Origin of the sequence: Lewinella sp. IMCC34183, assembly GCF_003390915.1 — a bacterium.
Classification (GTDB): Bacteria; Bacteroidota; Bacteroidia; order Chitinophagales; family Saprospiraceae; genus Neolewinella.
Window position 1 is genome coordinate 360,728 of record NZ_QMEM01000002.1, and the last position, 20,671, is coordinate 381,398.

The window sequence follows — 20,671 nt, forward strand, 5'->3', positions numbered from 1 at the left end:
AATGATGGGGGGGGGTAGCGGGTAGCTTGCAGGGGGTAGCGGCTAGTACGGGTGCTACCCCCTACAGGCTACTTCTCCTGTCCGTAGTAGGCTTCTTTGCCGTGCTTGCGCTGCCAGTGCTTCTGCACCAGGCTGTCCTTGAGCTTTGGGGCAGCGGGGTTGATCTGTCGCGCGAGGTAGGCCATCCGGGCTACTTCTTCGCAGACGGCGGCATTGTATACAGCCTTGTCGGCGGTCTTCCCCCAGGTAAAGGGGGCGTGATTGCCTACGAGGATCATCTCAACCTCCGTAGGGTCGAGTTCCAGTTGGCGGAAGTAATCGATGATCTGCCAGCCGGTTTCGTGCTCGTAGTTACCGGCGATCTTGTCGTCGGCCATCGGGGGGGCACAGGGGATGTCGACCGTAAGGTGGTCGGCGTGGGTGGTGCCCATGATGGGTATGCCGGTTTGGGCCTGCGCCCAGGCGGTAGCGTAGGTGGAATGGGTGTGCACGATGCCACCGATGCCCTCCCACTGCTTGTAGAGCAGGGCGTGGGTCTTGGTGTCGCTGCTCGGTCGCTTGTCTCCTTCCAGCACGTTGTTGTCGAAATCCAGCACCACCATATCCTCCGGTCGGAGCTCCTCGTAGGGCACGCCGCTGGGCTTGATGGCGAATACACCGCGTTCGCGGTCGACGGCGCTGGCGTTGCCGAAGGTGAAGAGCACCAGGCCCAGCTCGGGCAGGCGCATGTTGGCGCGGTAAGCGTCCAGTTTGATCTTGTTGTACATGGTCACGGTGACTGTTCCCGACGCGTGCGGGGGATTACTTGATGGCTCCTTCCGGCATGGCCCGCTCGTGGGGTTGCGCCGGGGCGGCGTCCTCGCGGCGGCCGTGGGTAATGCGCTCCACCTGCTCGCCGAGTTCGAGGTAGCGCTGGTAGAGTCCCTCGTAGACGGCCGCGCGGTCGGCGTCGGGGGCGTATTCGGCGTCGAAGCCGCCGCCCATCTTCGCCATCGCGGCGGACACGTCCGGGTAGACCCCGGCGCTTACGGCCGCGAACATAGCGGCCCCCAAGGCACAGGTCTGCTCCGAGCGGGCTACCTGAATGGGACGGTTCATAACATCAGCCATAGTCTGCATGACAAAGGGCGACTTCTTGGCTACGCCGCCGAGTCCGATAAGTCCTTCGACCGGGATTCCCTCCTCGATGAAGCGCTCGACAATCCGGCGCGCGCCGAAGCAGGTAGCCTCTACGAGGGCCCGGAAGACCCGGGGCGCGTCGGAACCCAGGTTGAGTCCGGTGATCGCGCCCTTCAGCGCCTGGTCGGCATCGGGCGTCCGCCGGCCGTTGAACCAGTCGAGGGCCAGCACGTCGGTACTGATGGGCAGGGCCGCGGCGGCGTCGCTCAATTTAGGGATGATGGCCGAGCGGGTGTCCGCGATCAGCCGGTCGCGGGTGGCGGCGTCGATGGCATCGGACGTAGCCAATATATTCTCCAACGGCCAGGCGACCAGGCGGGCGAACCAGGCGAAGACGTCACCGAAGGCAGACTGCCCGGCCTCGAGTCCCAGCATACCCGGAATAACGGAGCCGTCAACCTGTCCGCAGATACCACGCACGCTCTGTCCCGCGGACACGGCATCCTGCGGGGCCACCAGGATATCACAGGTCGACGTTCCCATCACCTTCGATAGGTAGAAGGGCCGGATCTCGCCACCGACGGCACCCATATGGGCGTCGAAGGCCCCCACGGAAACGGGGATGCCGGCCGGGAGTCCGAGGCGTTCGGCCCAGTCGGCTGCCAGGGCACCGGCCACTTCGTCGGAGGTATAGGTTTCGGTAAAGAGGCGGTCGCGCAAGCCCGCCAGGCGGGAGTCCAGACCGGTCAGGAAGGACTCGGGCGGAAGCCCGCCCCATTCGGGGTGCCAAAGGGCCTTGTGACCCGCGGCGCAGCGGCTGCGCTTCATCTTGGCGACGTCGTCTCCACCACTCAGCAGGAAAGGTACCCAGTCGCAGTGCTCGACCCAGGAGTGAGCGGCGTCGGCCACCGCCTGGTCCTCGCGGAGTACATGCAGTAGCTTGGCCCAGAACCATTCCGAGGAGTAGATGCCGCCTTCGTATATGCTGTAATCGGTTTCGGCGGCCCGGCAGGCGCGGTTGATCTCGGCGGCCTCTTCCAGGGCGGTGTGATCCTTCCAGAGGATGAACATCGCGTTGGGGTTCTCCGCAAATTCCGGCAACAGGGCCAGGGGAGTACCCGAGGCATCCACGGCGACGGGCGTAGAGCCAGTGGTATCCACCGCCAGGGCGACAACCCGGTCGCCGGCACCGGCGGGGGCCTCGGCGAGCGCATCGCGGACCGCCCTGGTCATGCTTTCCGTATAGTCGAGCGGGTGCTGCCGAAAGCGATTATTGGCAGCATCGCAGTATGCACCCTCCTTCCAGCGGGGATAGTAGGCAACCCCGGTGGCGGCTTCTTCCCCGGTGCGGGTGTCTACCAGTAAAGCGCGGACGGAGTCCGACCCGAAGTCGATCCCGATTGTGTAGGAAGCGGAAGATTGCATGATTACGGTTTAAGCAGAAAGTCGGCGCCATTACGCTTGGCCATGGCGTAGCCTTCGGAAACAAATTGGTAGTACCAAGCCCCTTTCCGGGAATTGGTGGTGTCTTTTTCGTTGAGTCGCTGGAGGTAGTCCATCTTACGCAGCCTCCGCCGGAAATTGCCAGCGTCGATGGGCGTTCCGAAGATCGCTTCGTACAGCCACTGCAGCTGGGTAAGGGTGAATTTCTCCGGCAGCAATTCAAACCCTACGGGCTCGTGCGTCGCGCGGTGGCGCAGCCGCCGCAGCGCCGCCTTCACCATATCGGAGTGATCGAAGATGAGCGGCGGTATTTCGTTGAGGGGCACCCAGTGCGCGGCGTAGTCGGCGGAGAGCTGCGGCTGCACGTTCTCCTGGTTGATCAGGGCGTAGTACCCCACGGAGACGGTCCGCTCCCCTTCGTCGCGGTTGACCTCTCCAAAGGCCCTGAACTGCTCCAGGTAGACCTGGTCGAGCCCGGTCAGCTCCCGGAGTACGCGGGCCGCGGCGTCATCCAGCGATTCGGATTCCCGCAGAAAGCCACCCATCAGTGACCACTCGCCGCGCCGGGGTTCGAAATCACGGCGAATCAACAGGAGGTTAAGCTGGCCTTCGTAAAAACCGAAAATGATACAATCGACGGCCACGAGAACCTTCTCCTGCTTGTCATACGCCTTCATAACTACAAATGTATGTTTTAATTGTCACCAGGACAATTAGACGCGCCAATATTCCTGCCGAAAGGCAAGACAAGGCACAGCCTCAGAATACAGCCACCAATGGCGGGAATTCCGGCGCTGGCGCCCCGAATATCGGAATAATGCCGCTAGGAGGGAAGTATTGAGTCGGGGAACCTTCGTTACCCCCCCCCGGCTACTCTCCCGCAACGGCTTGCCGGACGGCCTCCATCTGGTCGTTGGGGATGGTCAGGCTCAGGGTGTAGTGCGCGATCTTCCACTGCCCCGCCGCGTCGCGGGTGGCTACTCCCGTTCCCCGGCACGCCCCCATCCAGGTATCGAGTAACTCGTCCCACCAAGCTACGTCATCGTGCGCGTCGTAAAATACGTGGCGCTCGGTGGCGGTGAAGTCCCAGGCTTTTCCGGCGGCGAAATAGGGCCCGGCAAAGGCAAGGAACTGCTCCTTGTTCCAGTGTTCCCCCGGGTCGGTGCCGATGAAGATGGCGTCGCCGGTCATCAGGTCGAAATAGGCTGCGCTGTCCGCCCGCGCCGCCGCCCGGTGCCAGGCGGTGGCCAACGCGTCGATCCGGCGGGGCACAGGGAGGGTGTCCACCTCGGTACAGCCCTCCGTGCGCCGCGTATCGACGATATTGAGAATACGCCAGGATGGGTCGGTACCGTCGCGGACCAGCTGGAACGCATTGGTTCCACAGTGGTGTACCTCTCCCTTGAGCACGAAGGTGTAGGGCGTCCAGGCGGTAGCCAGCCCGGCGTCGGTCCGCAACTGGGTATAGTGAAGTTGCTCGTCGAGGTCACCGGCCTGCGCGGCCGCGACGCCGGCGAGCCAGGCGCCGATGTCGCCCTGCTGCACCCCCTGCCCGCCGGCCGCCGTTGCGCTCACCGAGTGCAGGGTAGCGGCGGGGTGAAAGAGGGCGCCCATGCCCGTGGTATCCCCCCGCCGCATGCCGTCAAACAGGCGGGTGAGGGTCTCGGCGGGTCCGGACTGTGCGACGAGGCCCGGGGAGAGGAGAAGTAGGAAGATGAGCGGTCGAAGCATGCGGATCCGGTTGTTCTGACAAGAATACGGATTTTCCCGCGTCATCGGCCGCCCACCGGGCTCCGCGCCTAGGAAGGAATCTTCTCGGCTCCGATCTGCTTGAGGATGCCGAGCTCGTCCGAGCTGCCCCAGCGTTCTTTGAGCTTACCCTCTTCGAAGCGGCCGATCTGCAGGCCGGTTACGCTGAAGGAATTGTTTGTAGGGGCGACTCCCATGAACTCACCGCGGTGGGTACCGGACACGGTATAGGCGAAGGATACGTTGTCCGCGTCCGTCACCATGTGATCCACGTCCAGTTTCAGGTCGGGAAAGGCGTTGCGCATCATGGTGAAGAAGTCGATGAAGCCCTGGGGGCCGGGGCCCTGCATGGGGGCGGGGTCGTGGTCGGTGACATCGGCGGCTACTACGTCGCGGATCATTTCAAGCTTACCGGTATTTACGGCTTCGCCAAATTTCTTCTGGGCATCTACATTAGTCATGGTCTAATCTGTTTTATACTATGGATAGCGTTACCGGCCGCCGTTGTTCGAGCGGCCGTCCGCTGCACCGGGTTGTTAAGGCCCCCGTAAATCGCCCTACGCTCGCAGCCCGATCGTTTTCACCGGGAAGCCTACGCCCATGACCAGGAAGTACATCACCTGCCCCAACTGTCACGAAAACACCGCTTTCCGGACCTCCGCTACCGATCGGGTCGACCTGGAGCGCGACCGCGGGGAATACTTTCCGGTGGCCTGCCGCCACTGCCTGCGGCCGCGTACGGCGCACGTCAACGACGTGAACGCCGCGCCGCATCCGGCAATCACGGCCGCCGGGGGCGCGGCGGGGGTGGCCGCCATCGCCGCCCTGTGGCAACTCGGCTTCATCGCCTACGCGGCGGGGGCCCTTCCGGTGATCGTGTACCGGGCCCAGGTGTCCGCCGCGGCAACCTTCAACGGGTATAAGCTGCCGATCAGCAAGCGCTAGGATCCATACCTTGCGGGCATGACCGCCCCCTCCGCACCCCTGTCCTATACGGGCTACGCCCTGGACGACGCTACCCTCCTCAGGTTGTACGAACACCTCCTGCGGCCCCGCCTCATCGAGGAGAAGATGCTCCGGCAGCTTCGCGGCGGCGTCATCTCCAAGTGGTTCTCGGGCATCGGACAGGAAGCGATCAGCGTAGGCTGTACCCTGGCCCTGGAGCCCGACGAGTACATCTTCACGATGCACCGCAACCTGGGCGTCTTCACCAGCCGCGGGGTCGATCTGGAGCGGCTCTTCGCCCAGTGGCAGGGAAAGGCCGCCGGCTTCAGCAAGGGGCGCGACCGTAGCTTCCACTTCGGCAGTTCCGCCCACCGTATCGTAGGGATGATCAGTCACCTCGGCCCCCAGCTTGCCCTCGCCACCGGTACGGCGCTGTGGCACCGGATGCGCGGGGAACCCCGGGTCAGCCTGGCCTTCACCGGCGACGGCGGCACCAGCGAGGGCGACTTTCACGAGGCCCTCAACATCGCGGCCGTCTGGAAGCTGCCGGTCCTATTCGTCATCGAGAATAACGGCTACGGCCTTTCGACCCCCGTCAGCGAGCAGTACGCCTGCGACAGCCTGGCCGACCGCGGCGTGGGCTACGGCATGCGGTCGCTGAGCATCGACGGCAACAATATCCTGGAGGTATACACTACCCTGCGCGACCTCGCCGCCGAGCTGCGGGAACATCCCGAGCCCGTCCTGATTGAGTGCCGCACCTTCCGGGTCCGGGGCCACGAGGAGGCCAGCGGCGTGAAGTACGTCCCCCCGGAACTGATCGAGGCCTGGACCGCGCGCGACCCCGTCTCGACCTTCGCCTCCTACCTCCGGGAGCTCGGCCTGCTCGACGACGCGCGTCAGCAATCGCTGGAAACCGACATTCGCCAGGAGATCGAATCGGCCCTCGCCGCGGCGGGCGCCCTACCACCGGTGGAAGCCCGGACGGACCTGGAACTCGCCGACCGCTTTGCACCCGCGGCCCCGCCGGTAGGCGAGGGAACGGGAGAAGTAACCGACCTGCGCTTCGTAGACGCCATCAGCGACGGGCTGCGGGAAGCGATGCAGGCCTACCCGGACCTGGTGCTGATGGGACAGGACATCGCCGGATACGGGGGCGTATTCAAGATCACCGAGGGCTTCGTCGAGGCATTCGGCAGCGACCGCGTGCGCAACACCCCCCTCTGCGAAAGCGGGGTCATCGGTGCCGCCCTGGGCTACGCGCTGGCCGGCGGCAAGGCACTGGTGGAGATGCAGTTCGGCGACTTCGTCAGTTGTGGCTTCAACCAGATCGTTAACAACCTGGCCAAGCTGCACTACCGGTGGGGGCAGCACGCCGACGTGGTCGTACGCCTGCCCGTAGGCGGGGGAGTCGGTGCCGGCCCCTTCCACAGCCAGACGATGGAGAGCTGGTTCACCTCGGTAAGCGGGCTGAAGATCGTTTACCCCAGCACGCCGGCCGACGCCAAGGGCTTGCTGATCGCGGCCCTGGCCGACCCCAACCCCGTGCTCTACTTCGAGCACAAGGGGCTGTACCGCTCGCTGACGGGCCCGGTGGAGGCGGGCTTCACGCCGGTAGAGATCGGGCGGGCGCGCACCGCCCGCGCCGGCAACGCCCTGAGCATCATCACCTACGGAGCCGGCGTGCACTGGGCCCTGGAGGCCGCCGAAGCCCTGGAAGCGGACGCCGAGATCGTCGACCTGCGTACGCTGGCGCCGCTGGACTACGCCGCCATCCGCGCCACCGTCGCACGCACCAGCCGCGTGCTGGTCGTGCACGAAGCATCACTAACCGGTGGCTTCGGGGGGGAACTGGCCGCCTGGATCGGCGAGCACTGCTTCGAGCTGCTCGACGCCCCCGTGCGCCGGGTGGCCAGCCTCGACACGCCCGTACCCTTCGCGGGGGCGCTGGAGACCAACTACCTGCCGCGGGAGCGGCTGGCGGAGGCCATTCGGTCGCTGCTGGCGTACTGACCGGCGATCCGCAGCGCGGAGTTGTCGCCTACCCACTACCTTCGCCGCCACAATACGACTGCTACCTATGAAGTTTGCTAAAATCATCGCCGTCTCCGGTCTTCCCGGCCTCTACAACGTTGTCACCGAACGCAAGGGCGGCATTATCGTAGAGCACCTGGCCACGGAAAAGCGGCACTTTGCTCCGGCCCGCAAGCACCAATTCGCCCCGCTGGAGAGTATGGCGGTGTACACCGAGGACGGTGATGCGGAACCCCTGCGCAAGGTCTTCGGCCGGATGCAGGAACAGCAGGAGGACAATCCCGCCCCCGCCGCCAGCGCCCCCAACGAGCAACTCTTCGACTACCTGGAAGACGTGCTGCCTACCTACGACAAGGACCGCGTACACGCCAGCGACATCAAGCGCCTGCTGAAGTGGTACCACTTCCTGCTGGAGAACAAACTCTTCGAAGGGCTGGACGAGGAGGAATAACCCCCGCCCCCTTAGCGTTAGTCAAACCGGAAAAGCTGAAAGCGGTCGATCGTCCGCTGGAGCTCGGAGGCCAGGTTCCCGTTCGCGTTGAACCCCAGTTCCTGCATCCCTGCGGCCCACCGGTGGTAGTCGCGCGGACCGAACTGCGCCAACTGGGCGTAGGGGCCGCTGCTGAGGTATAGGCTGAAATCCCGGAAAGAGGTCCAGGCCGTCTCGTAACTCCGTATACAGTCGCCGGCCGCGCGGCCCGTGGGTCCGGCCCAGTCGCTACCGCAGCCCAGGCCGAAGTAATTGTTGGCTTCCCGCGCGCCGGCCGCCTGCCCGGCCCGGCTGTACAGCAGACCGGTAGCCAGCGTAATGCTCACCGGGATACCGAACTTCTCCTGCTCGGCCTCGGCCACGTGCCGGAACCGGGTAACGAAAGCGTCGACCTCCCCCGACGACCGAAGGGAAAGTTCCTCGAACCGATCGGGAGTGGCCGAACCGAAAAAATTGAACCGGGAGAAAAACCCGCCCGCCTCGGCCACCGACGGCCGCGATTCCGACATCAGCAGTGGCTCCTCGGTGTCGACCACTGGCGCGGGCGCCAGACCGTCGGGATTAGCAGCGGGCAAGGCGTCCGGCCCCGGATGGCCCAGACGGACGTTGAAATCGATCTGCTTCTGGGAGAAGAGCAGGAGGGCACAGCCGATCAGGCCAATACGGAGCCAGTGCCGGCCGGCGAAGGCCGTCAGGCGGGTGAGTAAAACTTTCATTTTTTGCAACCTTTATTCGAAACGTATGCTGCAAAGTTAGTTGGTCCACTCGTTTAAAACAAATTGTTTGTTTAGTTTTTTTCTTCAAACGCCGTGGCGCGTAATTCCCGGGCCGTGGGCCCGACACTGAGGAACCCCTTCGGCCCGGCCAGTATACGCTGCGCGGCCGAAAGCGTCTCCGGCAGCGGCCCTACCGGTGCGACCTGCCGCAGTTCCGGGCTCCACAGCCACGTTTCCCGATCGGGGCCGATCCCCAGTAGCCGTGGGGCGTTCCAGGAGAGTCGCGCGGTTGGCGGCACGGCCACCCAATGCCGGAATTGACCGTAATTGGTGAATACGGCCAGCCGGCCCTCCCCGGCGAAGTAGAGCATGACGGCGTTGCGGTCTACGAAAATGGCATCGGGCGCCGACGCCAGCCCGAGCTCCAGCCGCAAATTGTTGGTTTGTTGGTTTATGCGGCCCTCCGCGTCGAGACGCACGAGCCGGTAGTTCCAGCTATCGAACACCCACATCCCGTCGTCGTAGCTCCGGGCGATGGCCCCCGGCTGCTGCAGGAGTTCGTTGGCGAACAGATCGATGCGGTCCAGCTCGCTCAGCGTACGGTCCAGCACGACCACGGTGCCGTACTCGCGGTAGTACACCAGGATCTGGAAGGGGTTGGTGACGTCGATGTAGTCGGGGCTGCCCAGGCTGCTGTCGTACCAACTGTAGTCCGTATCGCCCAGCCGGTTGGCGGTGACGAAGCGGTCGTCGGCAAGGAGGTAATAGGGTTTGCCGACGGGGTCCAGGAAGAAGTCGACCACCTGGGCCGGCAGCCGGGAGCCGGGCCACGCGAGCAGCAAAAGGAGTATCCAGCGCACGATCATACGTCAATAACGCGCTTTCTGTCGGTTATGGCGTCCTCCGGTGCCGCTCCGCCGGCTTACCTTCGTCGCCGACGCTCCCTTTCCCCATGTTTGCCACCGCCCGCCTCTTCCTGCTTGTCCTGCTGCCGTGCTTCCTGTCCGCCCAGGCCGACACCCTGGTACTCGGTGACACAACCGATTACCGCCGGCTGCAGCTGGGCGTCACCGGCGGACCGAGCTTTCACGAGGTGGATTTCACGCCCGGCGTCACCAAGGTCACGTATGAGGGCTACAACTACGGCGTAGCCCTGCGCTACTTCGACAAGCAACTGGTCGGCTTCCAGGCCGAGGTCACCTACAACCACACCGGCTGGCGGGAAGATTTCGGCGACGCCGGTATCTACGAGCGGCAGACCGACTACGCCGAAGTGCTCATCCTCACCCAGTTCAGCGTAGGCCGCGGTGCGGTACAGCCGATGTTGCAGGCCGGTCCCTATATAGCGGTCCCCCTCTCCGAACAGGAAACCCTGCCCCCCGGCTACGACCCCGAGCTCCAGCCCTTTAACACCTACTACGGCCGCCCCCTCCCCTTTCGTATCAATTACGGACTGCTCGCCGGCCTGGGCCTCAACGTAGAGCTCGGCCCCCTGACCGTTCAGCTCGACGGGCGCTACCGCCAGGGCTTCAGCAACCTCATCCGGCCGGGGGAGAGCCAGGCCGCCACGAGCATCCGCCGCGGCTACGGGGGCCACGTCTCCCTGTTTTACGCCCTGTGAAAAACGAACCGGCGGGGGGCGGGTACGCTTATACCTGCATAACCTACCTCACGACACGTGCCCATCATCCAAGACAACCCCTACGAAAGCCTCAGCTACGCCATTGAAGACCTCAAGGGTAAGGGCTACACCGCCGATTTCAACCAGAAGGAGGAATACCTCGAGTGTAAAGACAATCAGCAGCACTATTCCCCCGAAGACTTCACCATCACCCACGCATACCGCTTCGAAGGCATGAGCAGCGCGGGCGACAACTCCGTCCTCTACGGCATCGAAGCCGGCGACGGCACCAAGGGCCTGCTCGTGGACGCTTACGGCGCCTACGCCGACAGCCTCTCCGAGGACATGATCGAGAAATTCCGGGTGGAGTACGAGGACCCTGACGAAGTTTAATAGTACCGTGGTACCGTAATCGAGTAGTACCGTAGTTACCGGCATTCTACCCTGCCTCGCGGTGCTGCCTTACTCCGCAATTCTTAAGCGCGGCGGTGCGCGGGTGCCATGGTTCTTTTGTCCGGCAAGGCATTGGGTATCTCCTCCTACCGGACGCTTGGTGGCCGGAGCTTACTTCCTGCCCAGGACTATTCGCTTACCGGATCGGCAAGCTGCCGTGATAATTTGCTACCGCACTCCCTCCTATGACTTTATTTTGGCACCGCAGAGACCTACGCATCAGTGACAACGCGGGCCTCTACTATGCCCTGAAGCAGGGAGGTCCGGTGCAGCCGGTATTCATCTTCGACGCCGCGATCCTGGGGAAGCTTCCCTCGCGGGCCGACGCGCGGGTGGAGTTTATCCAGCGCAACGTGGCCGAACTCGACGCGGCCTACCGTACGCACGGCAGTTGTCTGCTCACTTACTATGGTGATCCGGTGGCTATCTGGAAGAGCCTGCGGGACGAGTTCCGCCCCACCGCGGTGTTTACCAACCGCGACTACGAGCCCTACGCCCGGACGCGCGACGACGCCGTCCGGGAGATCCTGGAAGAGCAGGATATTCCCCTCCACGACCATAAGGACCACGTCATCTTCGAAAGCGATGAGATCCAAAAGAAGGCCGGGGGGCCCTATACCGTGTATACGCCCTACATGCGTACCTGGCGCAGCACCCTTGATGCCCGCCTCTCCACCCACGACGGCAAGCCGGTCAGTTTTTACCTCAAGCCCTACCCTACCGAGTCCTACGCCGGCCGGCTCCGGCAGGTAGCCGATCCGCCCCCGGTCGTTCGGCTGGAAGACATGGGGTTTGAGGCCACCGACGTACCGCTTCCTCCGCCCGCCGCCCCGCTCCCCGTCCTGGAGCAGTACGACCGACAGCGCGATTATCCGGCCACGGAGGGCACCACCCGCTGGGGCGTACACCTGCGCCACGGGACGGTAAGCGTGCGCGAAAAGGCCCGCCGGGCCCTGGCCACCAACGCTACCCTGCTCAACGAACTGATCTGGCGCGACTTCTACTCCAACATCCTGCAGTCGTTCCCCCACGTGGCGCACCGCAGCTACCGCCCGGCGTACGATACGATCCCCTGGATCAACGACGAGCAGCAGTTCGAACGATGGTGCGCGGGTGAGACGGGCGTGCCCATAGTCGACGCCGGCATGCGGCAGCTCAACGCCACCGGGTTCATGCACAACCGCGTGCGCATGATCGTAGCCAGCTACCTGACCAAGCATCTGCTCATCGACTGGCGCTGGGGCGAAAGCTACTTCGCCGACAAGTTGCTCGACTACGAATTGGCCAGCAACAACGGCGGCTGGCAGTGGGCCGCCGGTAGCGGGGTGGATGCTCAGCCCTATTTCCGTATATTTAATTTCGAGAGCCAGCAGCGGAAGTTCGATCCCGAGTACCGCTACGTCCGTCGCTGGGTCCCCGAGTACGGCACATCCGGATACCCCGATAAGCCACTCGTCGAACACAAGTTCGGCCGCGATCGGGCGTTAGCTACCTATAAAACGGCCCTGGTGGCGGCAAGAGCGGGCTCGGTGGCCCTCTAAATGGGGTTATCATGGGGTTGGGCAACTGCCACCTTAGTATATATTTTCGCGTTTTTAACTACCCGGCTAATGAGATTTCTCCTGACCTACGCCACGTTGGCGCTTGCAATGCTTTTAAGTACAGCAAGTTACGGTCAGAAACGGCTGAATCTTTTTACCGAGTGTGACTGCAACCGGACGCTGCTCAAACAGGAACTCGACTACGTCAACCACACGATCGACCCCGTCAGCGCCCAGGTCAACCTCTTCATCGTCACCAATTACCTCAGCAATGGTGGCCGCGTCTACGACCTGCAGTTCAAGGGGCAGCAGGAACTGGCCGGCAACAGCCTGAACTTCAAGGTGTCCACCACCGCCGTCATGACCGGCCTGGAGCGCGACGAGTACCTCAACAAGCGCATCGAACTCGGACTGGCCGGCTTCCTGGCCGGCACCGACTACGCCAACCTCGTGGACATTACCGCCCAGGCACCCCCCGAACCGGAACCGACGGATACCCCGGAAGACGAAGACTCCGGAGACAACTGGAACAACTGGATCTTCGAAACCAGCGCCAGCTTCAGCGCCAATACCGAAAGCCAGCGTAGCAAGAGCGAGTTTCGACTAGGCTTCGACGCCGACCGCACCACCCCCGACTGGCGACTGAGCTTCAGCCCGAATTTCTTCTACCGGGTAGAAAATATCACCCAGTCGGACGGCAAGGAAGTAACCTCCGTACGGCGCGACCAGTGGTTCAACGGCCGCGTGGTCAAGAGTATCGGCAACCACTGGTCGGTGGGCTTCTTCCCCGGCGCCAATTCCTCCACCTACAGCAACATCGATCTCGGCATCTCCATACTGCCGGCCATCGAATACAATATCTACGACTACAACCAGGTCCCGTTCAAGGAATTTACCATCGCCTACCGGCTGGGCTGGGTATACAACCGATACACCGAACAGACGATCTTTTTGAAGACGGAGGAAAGCCTGGCCCGGCAGAGCCTCGACGTGAACCTGCGCCTCCGGCAACGGTGGGGGTCGGTCTTCGCGGGGATCTCGGCGGGCAACTACCTGAACGACCTTTCGAAGAACCGCCTGTCGCTCGACGCCCGCGCCGACGTGCGCCTGATCAAGGGCCTGTCCTTTCGCGTCAGCGGCGGCTACAACATCATCAACGACCAGATCAGCCTGCCCGCCGGTGAGATCAGCGACACTGACCTGCTCCTAGGACAAGTCCAACTGGCAACCAACTATAGTGCCGACGTCAGCTTCGGGTTCAGTTACACCTTCGGCTCGCTCTACAACAACGTGATCAATACCCGCCTCTAGCGCGGTTTACGAGAAGTTCACCGCACCCGCGAACTCCCGCCGGAACGTATCGAACTGCTTGCGGGACGTGAGGAAGCGCAGGTTGCGCCCGAAGGTACCGGGTCCGCGCAGGCGTACCGTAGCCAGCTTGAAGAAGAGAAAGCGATTCTCGGTGATTTCCTCCACGTCCTCCACGAGGTGGTAGCGGGCGGTGCGGAAGTAGTTGCTGACGTAGAGGTATTCTCCGTTGGTTTCCACCCGCTTCAGTGGCCACAGGGCCAGCCAGAAGGTACCCACCCCCATCAGCAGGAGAAACACTACGCCGTACCGCAACGACTGCAGCGGTATGCCGCCGAAGTAGTGCTCCGGCGCGAACCAGGCTACCAGGGTGACCCCGACCATGATGGTGGTCCAGAACACCGGCAGGAACAACTTGAGAAACAGCGTGAGGTTGGAGGAAAGTCGGAGCAAGGGTAACGGTTTCGGGCCGCAAAGGTACGGGTAGGCACCGGTACGGGGGGCCGCTCAACTCACTTACGTACGTAATAGTACAGTAATAGCAGTACGACGCCGGCCGTGATGGCCACGTCCGCCACGTTGAAGATGGGCCGGAAAAACAGAAAGGACTGCCCGCCCACCAGGGGGAAGCCGTCCGGGTACACCCCGTACACCAGGGGAAAGTAGAGCATATCTACCACCCGCCCGTAAAAGAGCGACTCGTAGCCGCCCTCGGCCGGCAGAAAGGTCGCGGCCCCACCGTGCGGGCTCGAGGCCGAAAAGAGTACGCCGTAGAATACGCTATCGATGATGTTGCCCAGGGCACCGGCCTCGATGCAGGCAAAGGCTGCCAACAGCAGCCGGGGGGCCTGCTGCCGGATCAGGCTGGCGAGGTAGTAGCCCAGCAGCAGGACGGCCAGGATGCGGAACACGGTAAGCCCCAGTTTTCCCAGGCGGCCGCCCAGGCTGAGGCCGAAGGCCATACCGTTGTTCTCTACGAAATGGATGAGGGCCCGGTCGCTGCCGAGGATTCCGAACTCCTCGCCGTAGGACATATTGGTCTTGACCCAGACTTTAAGGGCCTGGTCGAGCAGTAGCACCGCAAGGATGATGAGGAATACGAGGGCCTTACGGTTCATGACCCCGTAAAGCTACCTATTTTGCTTGGCGTGGATGCTGAGCGTGGTGTGGGGTACGATCCGCAGGCGGTCGGCGCTGATCAGCTCACCGGTCATGCGGCAGATGCCGTAAACCTTGTTCTGGATGCGCAGCAGGGCGTTCTCCAGGTGCTGGATGAGCTGCTGCTGCCGGTTGGCGAGGCGGTGAAGCTCTTCGTTGGCGCTGGTACTGGTGCCGTCGTCGAGTCCGCGGAGCTTGCTGTCATCGCTGTTGGCCTGCTCGGTGAGCTGGTCCAGGTAGAACTGCAGTTGCTTACGGGCGTCGGCCAGTTTAGCATCGATGATGAGCTTGAATTCAGCGAGCTCTTGGTCGCTGTAACGGGTTTGGATTTGTGCTTGCATGAGTATCCGAGAGTAAGAGTGCGATGTGTGAATGATGTATCCGAGCAAAGGCAAAACGCAATACGCCCACAAATATACCGCTAAATCGATATACCCCTCAATCTTCGCTGTTAAATTATCCGTAACGAACATAATGTGGGGGCACCGTTCGGGAGCTTATATTTCCTTCTGCTCGGCCGCGCAACCTTTCTTTCCCGCCCCGCTTTAGTGGATAGATTCTTCACCCGCTTACGCCCTAATTCCCTCCCGTGACCCCCCGCCGCCTCGAGTACACCACGGTCGTTCCCCGCCCCCTGCCGGAGGTGTGGGACTTCTTCAGCCGCCCCGAAAACTTGGAAAAGCTTACCCCGCCCGACGTTCGTTTCGACATCCGCTCGCCCGTCTCCGGCGTGGAGATGTACGCGGGCATGATTGTCCAGTACCGCGTGACCCCCTTCCCGGGCTTCACCACGGACTGGGTCACCGAGATCACTCACATCTCCCCCCATACCTACTTCATTGACGACCAACGCGTTGGCCCCTTCGCGCTCTGGCACCACCAGCACCACTTCCGCGCCCTCTCCGACCAGCGTACGGAAATGCACGACATTCTCCACTACCAGGCTCCCCTCGGCCCCCTCGGCAGCATCGCCCATCGCCTTTTTGTGAAGCGGCAGGTAGAGGGGATCTTCTTGGCTCGGGAGGAGGCTATTGCTCGGATTTTTGGTGTGTAGTCTTGTAGTACTGTAGTCGGGTAGATAGCTTGTAGCATGTAGTTTGTAGGCTACCTACTCCTATCAGCGAGCGCAGCGAGCGGGACTACTCCACGTATTCTTTCCGCTTGATCAGCAGCACCCACTCCCCTTCCTCGACCCGGTAGCCGTAGTCGTAGCAAAAATGGTAGAGGATGCCGCTCCGCGAGGTGTACTCATTGGTGAAATAGCGGAACTTGAAGCCCCGGTCGATCATGCGGTCGCGGCGCACGTTGGCCTTTCCGTCCGGGTTGAGCTCGGCCAGGACGTTGCGGTTGTGGCGCAGGATGTTGTTGATGGAGCGCTGAAAGGCTTGCTCTTCGGCCCGGGCGCGGTTGTGGTGGCCGGCCCGGCACGGCGCGGAACAGAATTTCTTATCGGACCGCCCGGTGAATTCTTCCCCGCACTCTGGACAGATACGCTTCATTCCGGCAAAGTAAGAAATTGCGCATCGTTGACCAGCAGGTAGTTGCCACCCGTGTCGTACAGTCGGGGGGCGGGGAACGCGGGTGCAAAGATCTCCTCGTAGTAGCGGCGGGCCGCGGTTCGGTCCGGAATGCTTGACGCCAGGCGGTTGTAGATCAGGGCGCCGCCCGGGAGCAGGCGTTCCTGTAGCAGCTCCACGAATCCCCGCACGTCCAGGTGGCCCGGCACGACCGCATCCTGGAACACGTCCACGCAGATCAGGTCGTACTGCCGCGCATCGACTTCCAGGAAGGCCACGGCGTCGGCCTCCACTACTTCCACCGGGGAGGCCAGGGCGGGCAGGCTGTAGTCGCTAGCCAGCTCGATGATGACCGGGTCGATCTCCACGGTCACGTAGGAATAGCTCAGGCCCACGTGCTTCTCCAGCAGCTCCGGTATGCTGCCCAGGCCCAGCCCCAACACGAGCACGGAGGCCCGCTCCGGCAGCCGGTCGAAATCGAAGACCTCGAAAATTTTCCGGAAATTGAGGTAGTAGTCTCCGAAGCTGTAGATCGCATCTTCCGCCACCAGTTGCAGGCGGCCGTGCACCAGGCACACCTCCAGGTAAGCGTTGTAGTCGGAGGCCGTGACCTCGAGCGACTGCTCCCACAGGTAGCTGAGCCAGTACCGGTAACGGGGAATGGTAGAAGGACGCGACATCGGGGCAAAAATACCAACACCGTCGCCGTTGACAACCAAAACTTCCGCCGTGAACTACCTTTGGGCGCTCAACCGCAGCCTATCCGCCGCGTTAATCCACGAAAGTCCGCCTACGTATGAGTATCGTCGAAATGAAAGTCCCGGTCATCGGGGAATCCGTCACCGAAGTCACCCTCTCCGAATGGCTGAAGGGAGACGGTGACTTCGTCGAGCTCGACGAACCCATCTGTGAGTTCGAGTCGGACAAGGCCACCCTGGAATTTCCCGCCGAGGCTTCCGGCAAGCTTATCTACGTGGCCAGCGAGGGCGATGACCTGAAGATCGGCGCCCTGGTCGCCAAGATCGACACCAGCGTCTCCGAGGAAGCGGACGACGCCCCGGCCGAGCCCAAAACGGAAGCCCCCGCAGCCGAAGCCCCGGCCGAAAAGCCCGCCGCGTCCGCGGCCCCCGCCGACGCGACCTACGCCACCGGCACCCCGAGCCCGGCCGCCGGCAAGATCCTCCGCGAAAAGGACATCGACCCCTCCACCGTGAACGGTTCCGGCCGCGACGGACGCATCACGAAAGAGGATGCCCAGTCCGCTACCAAGTCCGCCCCGGCTAAAGAAACTTCCCCCGCACCCGCGGCCCCGCCCAGCGCGGCGACCAAGGTGACCGGCACCAGTGACAAAACGGCCGCCTCTTCGGCCGGACAGGCCAGCTTCTCCCGCGCGACCCGCAACGAGAAGATGAGCCGCATGCGCCGCACCATCGCCAGCCGGCTGGTGAGCGCCAAGAACGAAACGGCGATGCTCACGACCTTCAACGAGGTCGACCTGAGCGCCGTAATGGACCTGCGCAAGCGCGTCCAGGAGAAGTTCGTCGAGAAATTCGGTGTCAAGCTCGGCTTCATGTCCCTCTTCGCCAAGGCCTGCGCCCAGGTGCTGATGGAGATGCCCGACGTGAACGCCCAAATCAGCGACGACGAAAAGGAGCTTACCTATCACGACTACGTAGACATCAGCTTCGCCGTATCGACGCCCACCGGGCTCGTCGTTCCCCCCATCCATAATATCGAGTCGCTGTCGTTCGCCGACATCGAGAAGAAGCTCAAGGAACTGGCCGCCAAGGCCCGCGACAACAAGCTGAGCATCGAAGAGATGACCGGCGGCACCTTCACGATCACCAACGGGGGCGTCTTCGGCAGCATGATGAGTACGCCCATCATCAACAAGCCGCAGTCGGCCATCCTGGGTATGCACAACATCATCGAACGGCCCGTGGCGGTCAACGGTGAGGTGGTCGTGCGGCCCATGATGTACATCGCCCTGAGCTACGATCACCGCGTCATCGACGGCAGCAGCTCCGTAACCTTCCTGGTGAAGGTCAAGGAGCTGCTGGAGAATCCGACGCTGCTGCTGATGGGTATCTAGTAGATTTCGATATCGCCGTAGGAGGTAGCGATGGTAATCGTGCCGCTGCCACTACCCGCCCGTTTGCCCTTCACGAATTCCGTCATGCCGTCCTTGCCGGTATTCCGTGAGGTCATGCGGTCGGTGGGGATGTCGATGTCGCCGTAGCGGGCGCTCAGGTCTACGGTATAGCCGGCGTCCGCGTCGACGCCGATCTGGACGTCGGAGTAGGATACCTCCACGTTCACCCGCTGGAAGCCGGCGGCCAGGCGGTCCACTTCCAGGTCGCCGTAATTGCCCCGGACTTCGAGGACGCGCAGTACGGTTCCCAGGTTAAAGTCCGTGTAGCTGCCCGAGAGGTAAGCCTCGCCGACTTCGCCGACGCTCAGGTCGTTGTAGTTTCCTTCCAGGCGGACCGAGGTGGCCTTTTCCACCTCCACCTCCTCGTAGCCCACGTCGAGGCGCAGGTCTCCGACGGCGCCAAACCGCACGTCGCTGTAGCGGCCGTCGTAGCTCATGTTGCCGGCGTTGCGCACCGTACCCTCGCTGTAGCGGAACTTCACCGTGCTCTCGTTGCCCAACCGCTCAATGCGGGCGGAGCCGTAGCTGATGTCTACTTCGCTGCGGGCGTCGAGGCGGCCGGCAACCAGGTCGCCGTAGCCTACGTCAAGCCGGGTGGTTCCCGACAGGTTGGGGAGCTCTACGTCGCAGTAGCGGGCATCGACCTGCAGCTTCACGGTAGCGGGCATATTGACGGTGTAGTAAACCTTGAAGTCATTGACGTCGTCGCTGGAGAGGATATAGGTCCACCAGCTGCCGCGCTTGCGGGTCGATTCTATGGAGGTTACCCCCGAAACCCGGTCGCCGCCGCCGGTCAGCGATACGTTCACCCGCTTCAGCACGTCCTGGAACTCGGACTCGCTGCCGGCCTCAACGCGAATAAGCACGTCGATCCTTACCCGGGGCTGGTTCCAGGTGTTGACCTTGATCTCGCCGTAGCGATTGTCGAGCTGGACACTGCCGTTTGCGGAAATGGCGAAGGTCTCGGACAGTTTCTTCTCGTAGATACCGGTCGGATCCGCGTTGGCGGTAACGGTAGCGGAGAAAAGCAGGAAAAGGAGAGTAGAAAGATATATAGCGTTAGATTTCATTGTCGTCGGAATTGGCTGGGACCTGGCCGGTCCCGGTAGGGTTGGGGTTGGGGAAGTGCTGCTGGATCCTGAGCAGGATGTCGAGCTTGGTCCGGTAGGTCGAGATGAGCTGGTTGACCAGCACGTGGCGTTGGGAGGCCGGAACCTTGAGTAATTCGCTGCGGATTTCCCGGGTGGCATCGTCGATCTTTGCGAGATCCCTGCGCAGCTGGGGATCGTCGTTTACCTGGGTCACCTTGGTGAGCTCACTGGCGATCCGTTGCCGGTAGAACCGTTCGGCCTCGGCGAGTTCGGGGTTCATTCGTTCGAGCTGAGCGATGGCCTGCTCCTCCCGGCCGGCGCGGAATCCGGCGCGGTTGCCGGAGGTGTAGGCGACGAACAGGAGCAGGAAGGTGGCCGCCACGCCCATGAGGTAGCCGAGGATGCGCCGGCGGGAACGCCGCAGGGGCTTCACGGTGCCGCGAGCGGGCCCTAGGAGCTCGTGGGCCAGCCGCGGCGGCGGGGTGGCAGTGTCGAAGGCCTCGCGGTGCTTGACAATGAATTCGGCCAGGGGGTCGGCGTCGTCCGCCTCCGTGTCGGGCAGGGTGGATTCGATGCGATCCCAGAGGGCGTCGGGGGGGGTGTCCCCGTCAAATTCCTCGCGGTGATCGCGCAGGTACTGTTCGAGCTTATCGGGGTTCATGACGGTTTATTTTCGGTTAAAATCTGGGCCAGGCGCTTGCGTGCCCGGCTGTACTGTGATTTGCTCGTGCCGCTGCTGATGCCCAGTATCTCCGCGATCTCCTCGTGGTCGTATCCCTCAAAGAGGTAGAGCGTGAGCACCACGCGATAGCCTTCGCTGAGCTGGTGGACGGCCTGCTTGATGCGGGCCACGGTGTAGGGCTGCTCGTCGGCGGGGGCGGCAGTATCCTCGTCCGCCGCCGCGTCGTGGCGGGCGGGGTCCAGGTCGGTGGTCAGCAGCCGCCGTTTCTTCAGGTGATCGATACAGCGGTTGACGACCACACGCTTGATCCAGGCGCTGATGGACGCTTCGAAATTGAAGGTATCGATCTTGGAAAAGATGTGGACGAACGCGACTTGCAAGACGTCTTCGGCGTCGTGACTGTGCCTGAGCATTCTCAGGCAAAGGTTATACATCGGCTTGGCGTAGTGGCCGTACAGGGCGCGTTGCGCCGTACGGTCCTTACGCTGGCATCCGAGTACGATCTCGCGGTGAGTATCGCGGTAATCGGCAGCGGTGGTCATAGTCTTCAGGCTTGGGTGAGCTCCCACGGTTAGTGTTCATTTACTGATAAGGACGAGTCAACCTACTAAGGGTTGCACCCGTACCCGACAATAAACGGGGTCACCCAAAG

The 20,671-nt window shown here is 62.7% G+C and carries 24 protein-coding genes; 9 read left to right on the forward strand and 15 right to left on the reverse strand.

Going from position 1 to position 20,671, the window contains the following annotated elements; translation table 11 throughout:
* Window positions 1–68 precede the first annotated feature (68 nt).
* The 5 genes from DQG19_RS06690 to DQG19_RS06710 form a co-directional block, all read right to left on the reverse strand.
* Window positions 69–767, reverse strand: coding sequence for an L-ribulose-5-phosphate 4-epimerase (locus DQG19_RS06690; protein ID WP_116125467.1), 699 nt, complete (start codon window positions 765–767; stop codon window positions 69–71).
* Between the two features lie 34 nt (window positions 768–801).
* Complete coding sequence (locus tag DQG19_RS06695) at window positions 802–2,544, reverse strand: ribulokinase (protein WP_116125468.1); 1,743 nt, start codon at window positions 2,542–2,544, stop codon at window positions 802–804.
* A 2-nt stretch (window positions 2,545–2,546) separates the two neighbouring features.
* Window positions 2,547–3,239 carry an NUDIX hydrolase gene (locus DQG19_RS06700; RefSeq protein WP_116125469.1) on the reverse strand — a complete coding sequence of 231 codons (693 nt, stop codon included), beginning with the start codon at window positions 3,237–3,239 and terminating at the stop codon, window positions 2,547–2,549.
* A gap of 193 nt (window positions 3,240–3,432) precedes the next feature.
* Window positions 3,433–4,293, reverse strand: coding sequence for a nuclear transport factor 2 family protein (locus DQG19_RS06705; RefSeq protein WP_157974368.1), 861 nt, complete (start codon window positions 4,291–4,293; stop codon window positions 3,433–3,435).
* A gap of 68 nt (window positions 4,294–4,361) precedes the next feature.
* Complete coding sequence (locus DQG19_RS06710) at window positions 4,362–4,772, reverse strand: ester cyclase (protein WP_116125471.1); 411 nt, start codon at window positions 4,770–4,772, stop codon at window positions 4,362–4,364.
* A gap of 139 nt (window positions 4,773–4,911) precedes the next feature.
* Between DQG19_RS06710 and DQG19_RS06715 the strand changes: the two genes are divergently transcribed.
* The 3 genes from DQG19_RS06715 (at window position 4,912) to DQG19_RS06725 (ending at window position 7,741) form a co-directional block, all read left to right on the forward strand.
* Window positions 4,912–5,256, forward strand: coding sequence for a hypothetical protein (locus DQG19_RS06715; RefSeq protein ID WP_116125472.1), 345 nt, complete (start codon window positions 4,912–4,914; stop codon window positions 5,254–5,256).
* Between the two features lie 18 nt (window positions 5,257–5,274).
* A complete protein-coding gene (locus tag DQG19_RS06720; protein ID WP_116125473.1) occupies window positions 5,275–7,269 on the forward strand; it encodes a thiamine pyrophosphate-dependent enzyme in 1,995 nt (664 codons plus the stop codon).
* Between the two features lie 67 nt (window positions 7,270–7,336).
* Window positions 7,337–7,741 carry a DUF5606 domain-containing protein gene (locus tag DQG19_RS06725; protein ID WP_116125474.1) on the forward strand — a complete coding sequence of 135 codons (405 nt, stop codon included), beginning with the start codon at window positions 7,337–7,339 and terminating at the stop codon, window positions 7,739–7,741.
* 17 nt (window positions 7,742–7,758) lie between these two features.
* Here the strand turns inward: DQG19_RS06725 and DQG19_RS06730 are convergent, their stop codons facing one another.
* On the reverse strand, window positions 7,759–8,496 hold the full coding sequence (locus DQG19_RS06730; RefSeq protein WP_116125475.1) for a glucosaminidase domain-containing protein: 738 nt from the start codon (window positions 8,494–8,496) through the stop codon (window positions 7,759–7,761).
* A 71-nt stretch (window positions 8,497–8,567) separates the two neighbouring features.
* On the reverse strand, window positions 8,568–9,356 hold the full coding sequence (locus tag DQG19_RS06735; RefSeq protein WP_157974369.1) for a hypothetical protein: 789 nt from the start codon (window positions 9,354–9,356) through the stop codon (window positions 8,568–8,570).
* 92 nt (window positions 9,357–9,448) lie between these two features.
* Between DQG19_RS06735 and DQG19_RS06740 the strand changes: the two genes are divergently transcribed.
* From DQG19_RS06740 to DQG19_RS06755, 4 genes are all read left to right on the forward strand, one after another.
* Window positions 9,449–10,117, forward strand: a complete 669-nt coding sequence (locus DQG19_RS06740) for a porin family protein (RefSeq protein WP_116125477.1) — start codon at window positions 9,449–9,451, stop codon at window positions 10,115–10,117.
* Window positions 10,118–10,174: 57 nt separating this feature from the next.
* On the forward strand, window positions 10,175–10,510 hold the full coding sequence (locus tag DQG19_RS06745; protein WP_198661675.1) for a phosphoribosylpyrophosphate synthetase: 336 nt from the start codon (window positions 10,175–10,177) through the stop codon (window positions 10,508–10,510).
* A 245-nt stretch (window positions 10,511–10,755) separates the two neighbouring features.
* Window positions 10,756–12,111: a cryptochrome/photolyase family protein gene (locus DQG19_RS06750; RefSeq protein ID WP_116125478.1), complete on the forward strand. Its 1,356-nt coding sequence runs from the start codon at window positions 10,756–10,758 to the stop codon at window positions 12,109–12,111.
* Between the two features lie 69 nt (window positions 12,112–12,180).
* Window positions 12,181–13,422, forward strand: coding sequence for a hypothetical protein (locus DQG19_RS06755; protein WP_116125479.1), 1,242 nt, complete (start codon window positions 12,181–12,183; stop codon window positions 13,420–13,422).
* Between the two features lie 6 nt (window positions 13,423–13,428).
* Here DQG19_RS06755 and DQG19_RS06760 read toward each other — a convergent pair whose 3' ends face one another.
* The 3 genes from DQG19_RS06760 to DQG19_RS06770 are packed head-to-tail and all read right to left on the reverse strand — an operon-like array spanning window position 13,429 to window position 14,918.
* The gene (locus DQG19_RS06760; protein ID WP_116125480.1) at window positions 13,429–13,872 is read right to left on the reverse strand and encodes a hypothetical protein; all 444 of its coding nucleotides are present in this window, start codon (window positions 13,870–13,872) and stop codon (window positions 13,429–13,431) included.
* A 59-nt stretch (window positions 13,873–13,931) separates the two neighbouring features.
* Window positions 13,932–14,537 (reverse strand): lipoprotein signal peptidase, encoded by a 606-nt coding sequence (locus tag DQG19_RS06765; protein ID WP_116125481.1) that lies wholly within the window; start codon window positions 14,535–14,537, stop codon window positions 13,932–13,934.
* Between the two features lie 12 nt (window positions 14,538–14,549).
* A complete protein-coding gene (locus tag DQG19_RS06770; RefSeq protein WP_116125482.1) occupies window positions 14,550–14,918 on the reverse strand; it encodes a TraR/DksA family transcriptional regulator in 369 nt (122 codons plus the stop codon).
* 248 nt (window positions 14,919–15,166) lie between these two features.
* On the opposite strand from DQG19_RS06770, the gene DQG19_RS06775 reads away from it, so the two are divergent.
* Complete coding sequence (locus DQG19_RS06775; protein WP_116125483.1) at window positions 15,167–15,631, forward strand: SRPBCC family protein; 465 nt, start codon at window positions 15,167–15,169, stop codon at window positions 15,629–15,631.
* Between the two features lie 85 nt (window positions 15,632–15,716).
* On the opposite strand, the gene DQG19_RS06780 is transcribed toward DQG19_RS06775, so the two are convergent.
* Window positions 15,717–16,076 (reverse strand): hypothetical protein, encoded by a 360-nt coding sequence (locus DQG19_RS06780; RefSeq protein ID WP_116125484.1) that lies wholly within the window; start codon window positions 16,074–16,076, stop codon window positions 15,717–15,719.
* Window positions 16,073–16,774 carry a spermidine synthase gene (locus tag DQG19_RS06785; RefSeq protein WP_116125485.1) on the reverse strand — a complete coding sequence of 234 codons (702 nt, stop codon included), beginning with the start codon at window positions 16,772–16,774 and terminating at the stop codon, window positions 16,073–16,075. The genes DQG19_RS06780 and DQG19_RS06785 overlap by 4 nt, the downstream gene beginning before the upstream one ends.
* Before the next feature lie 116 nt (window positions 16,775–16,890).
* On the opposite strand from DQG19_RS06785, the gene odhB reads away from it, so the two are divergent.
* Window positions 16,891–18,186 (forward strand): 2-oxoglutarate dehydrogenase complex dihydrolipoyllysine-residue succinyltransferase, encoded by a 1,296-nt coding sequence (gene odhB / locus DQG19_RS06790; protein WP_116125486.1) that lies wholly within the window; start codon window positions 16,891–16,893, stop codon window positions 18,184–18,186.
* Here odhB and DQG19_RS06795 read toward each other — a convergent pair.
* From DQG19_RS06795 to DQG19_RS06800, 3 genes are read right to left on the reverse strand one after another with little or no spacing between them, the layout of a single operon-like run.
* Entirely contained in the window at window positions 18,183–19,316 is a 1,134-nt protein-coding gene (locus DQG19_RS06795; protein WP_157974370.1) for a DUF4097 family beta strand repeat-containing protein, read from the reverse strand. The genes odhB and DQG19_RS06795 overlap by 4 nt on opposite strands.
* Entirely contained in the window at window positions 19,306–19,998 is a 693-nt protein-coding gene (locus DQG19_RS20820; RefSeq protein ID WP_157974371.1) for a hypothetical protein, read from the reverse strand. Before DQG19_RS20820 ends, DQG19_RS06795 begins: the two co-directional genes overlap by 11 nt.
* Complete coding sequence (locus DQG19_RS06800; protein ID WP_116125488.1) at window positions 19,995–20,561, reverse strand: RNA polymerase sigma factor; 567 nt, start codon at window positions 20,559–20,561, stop codon at window positions 19,995–19,997. The genes DQG19_RS20820 and DQG19_RS06800 overlap by 4 nt, the downstream gene beginning before the upstream one ends.
* Window positions 20,562–20,671 lie beyond the last annotated feature (110 nt).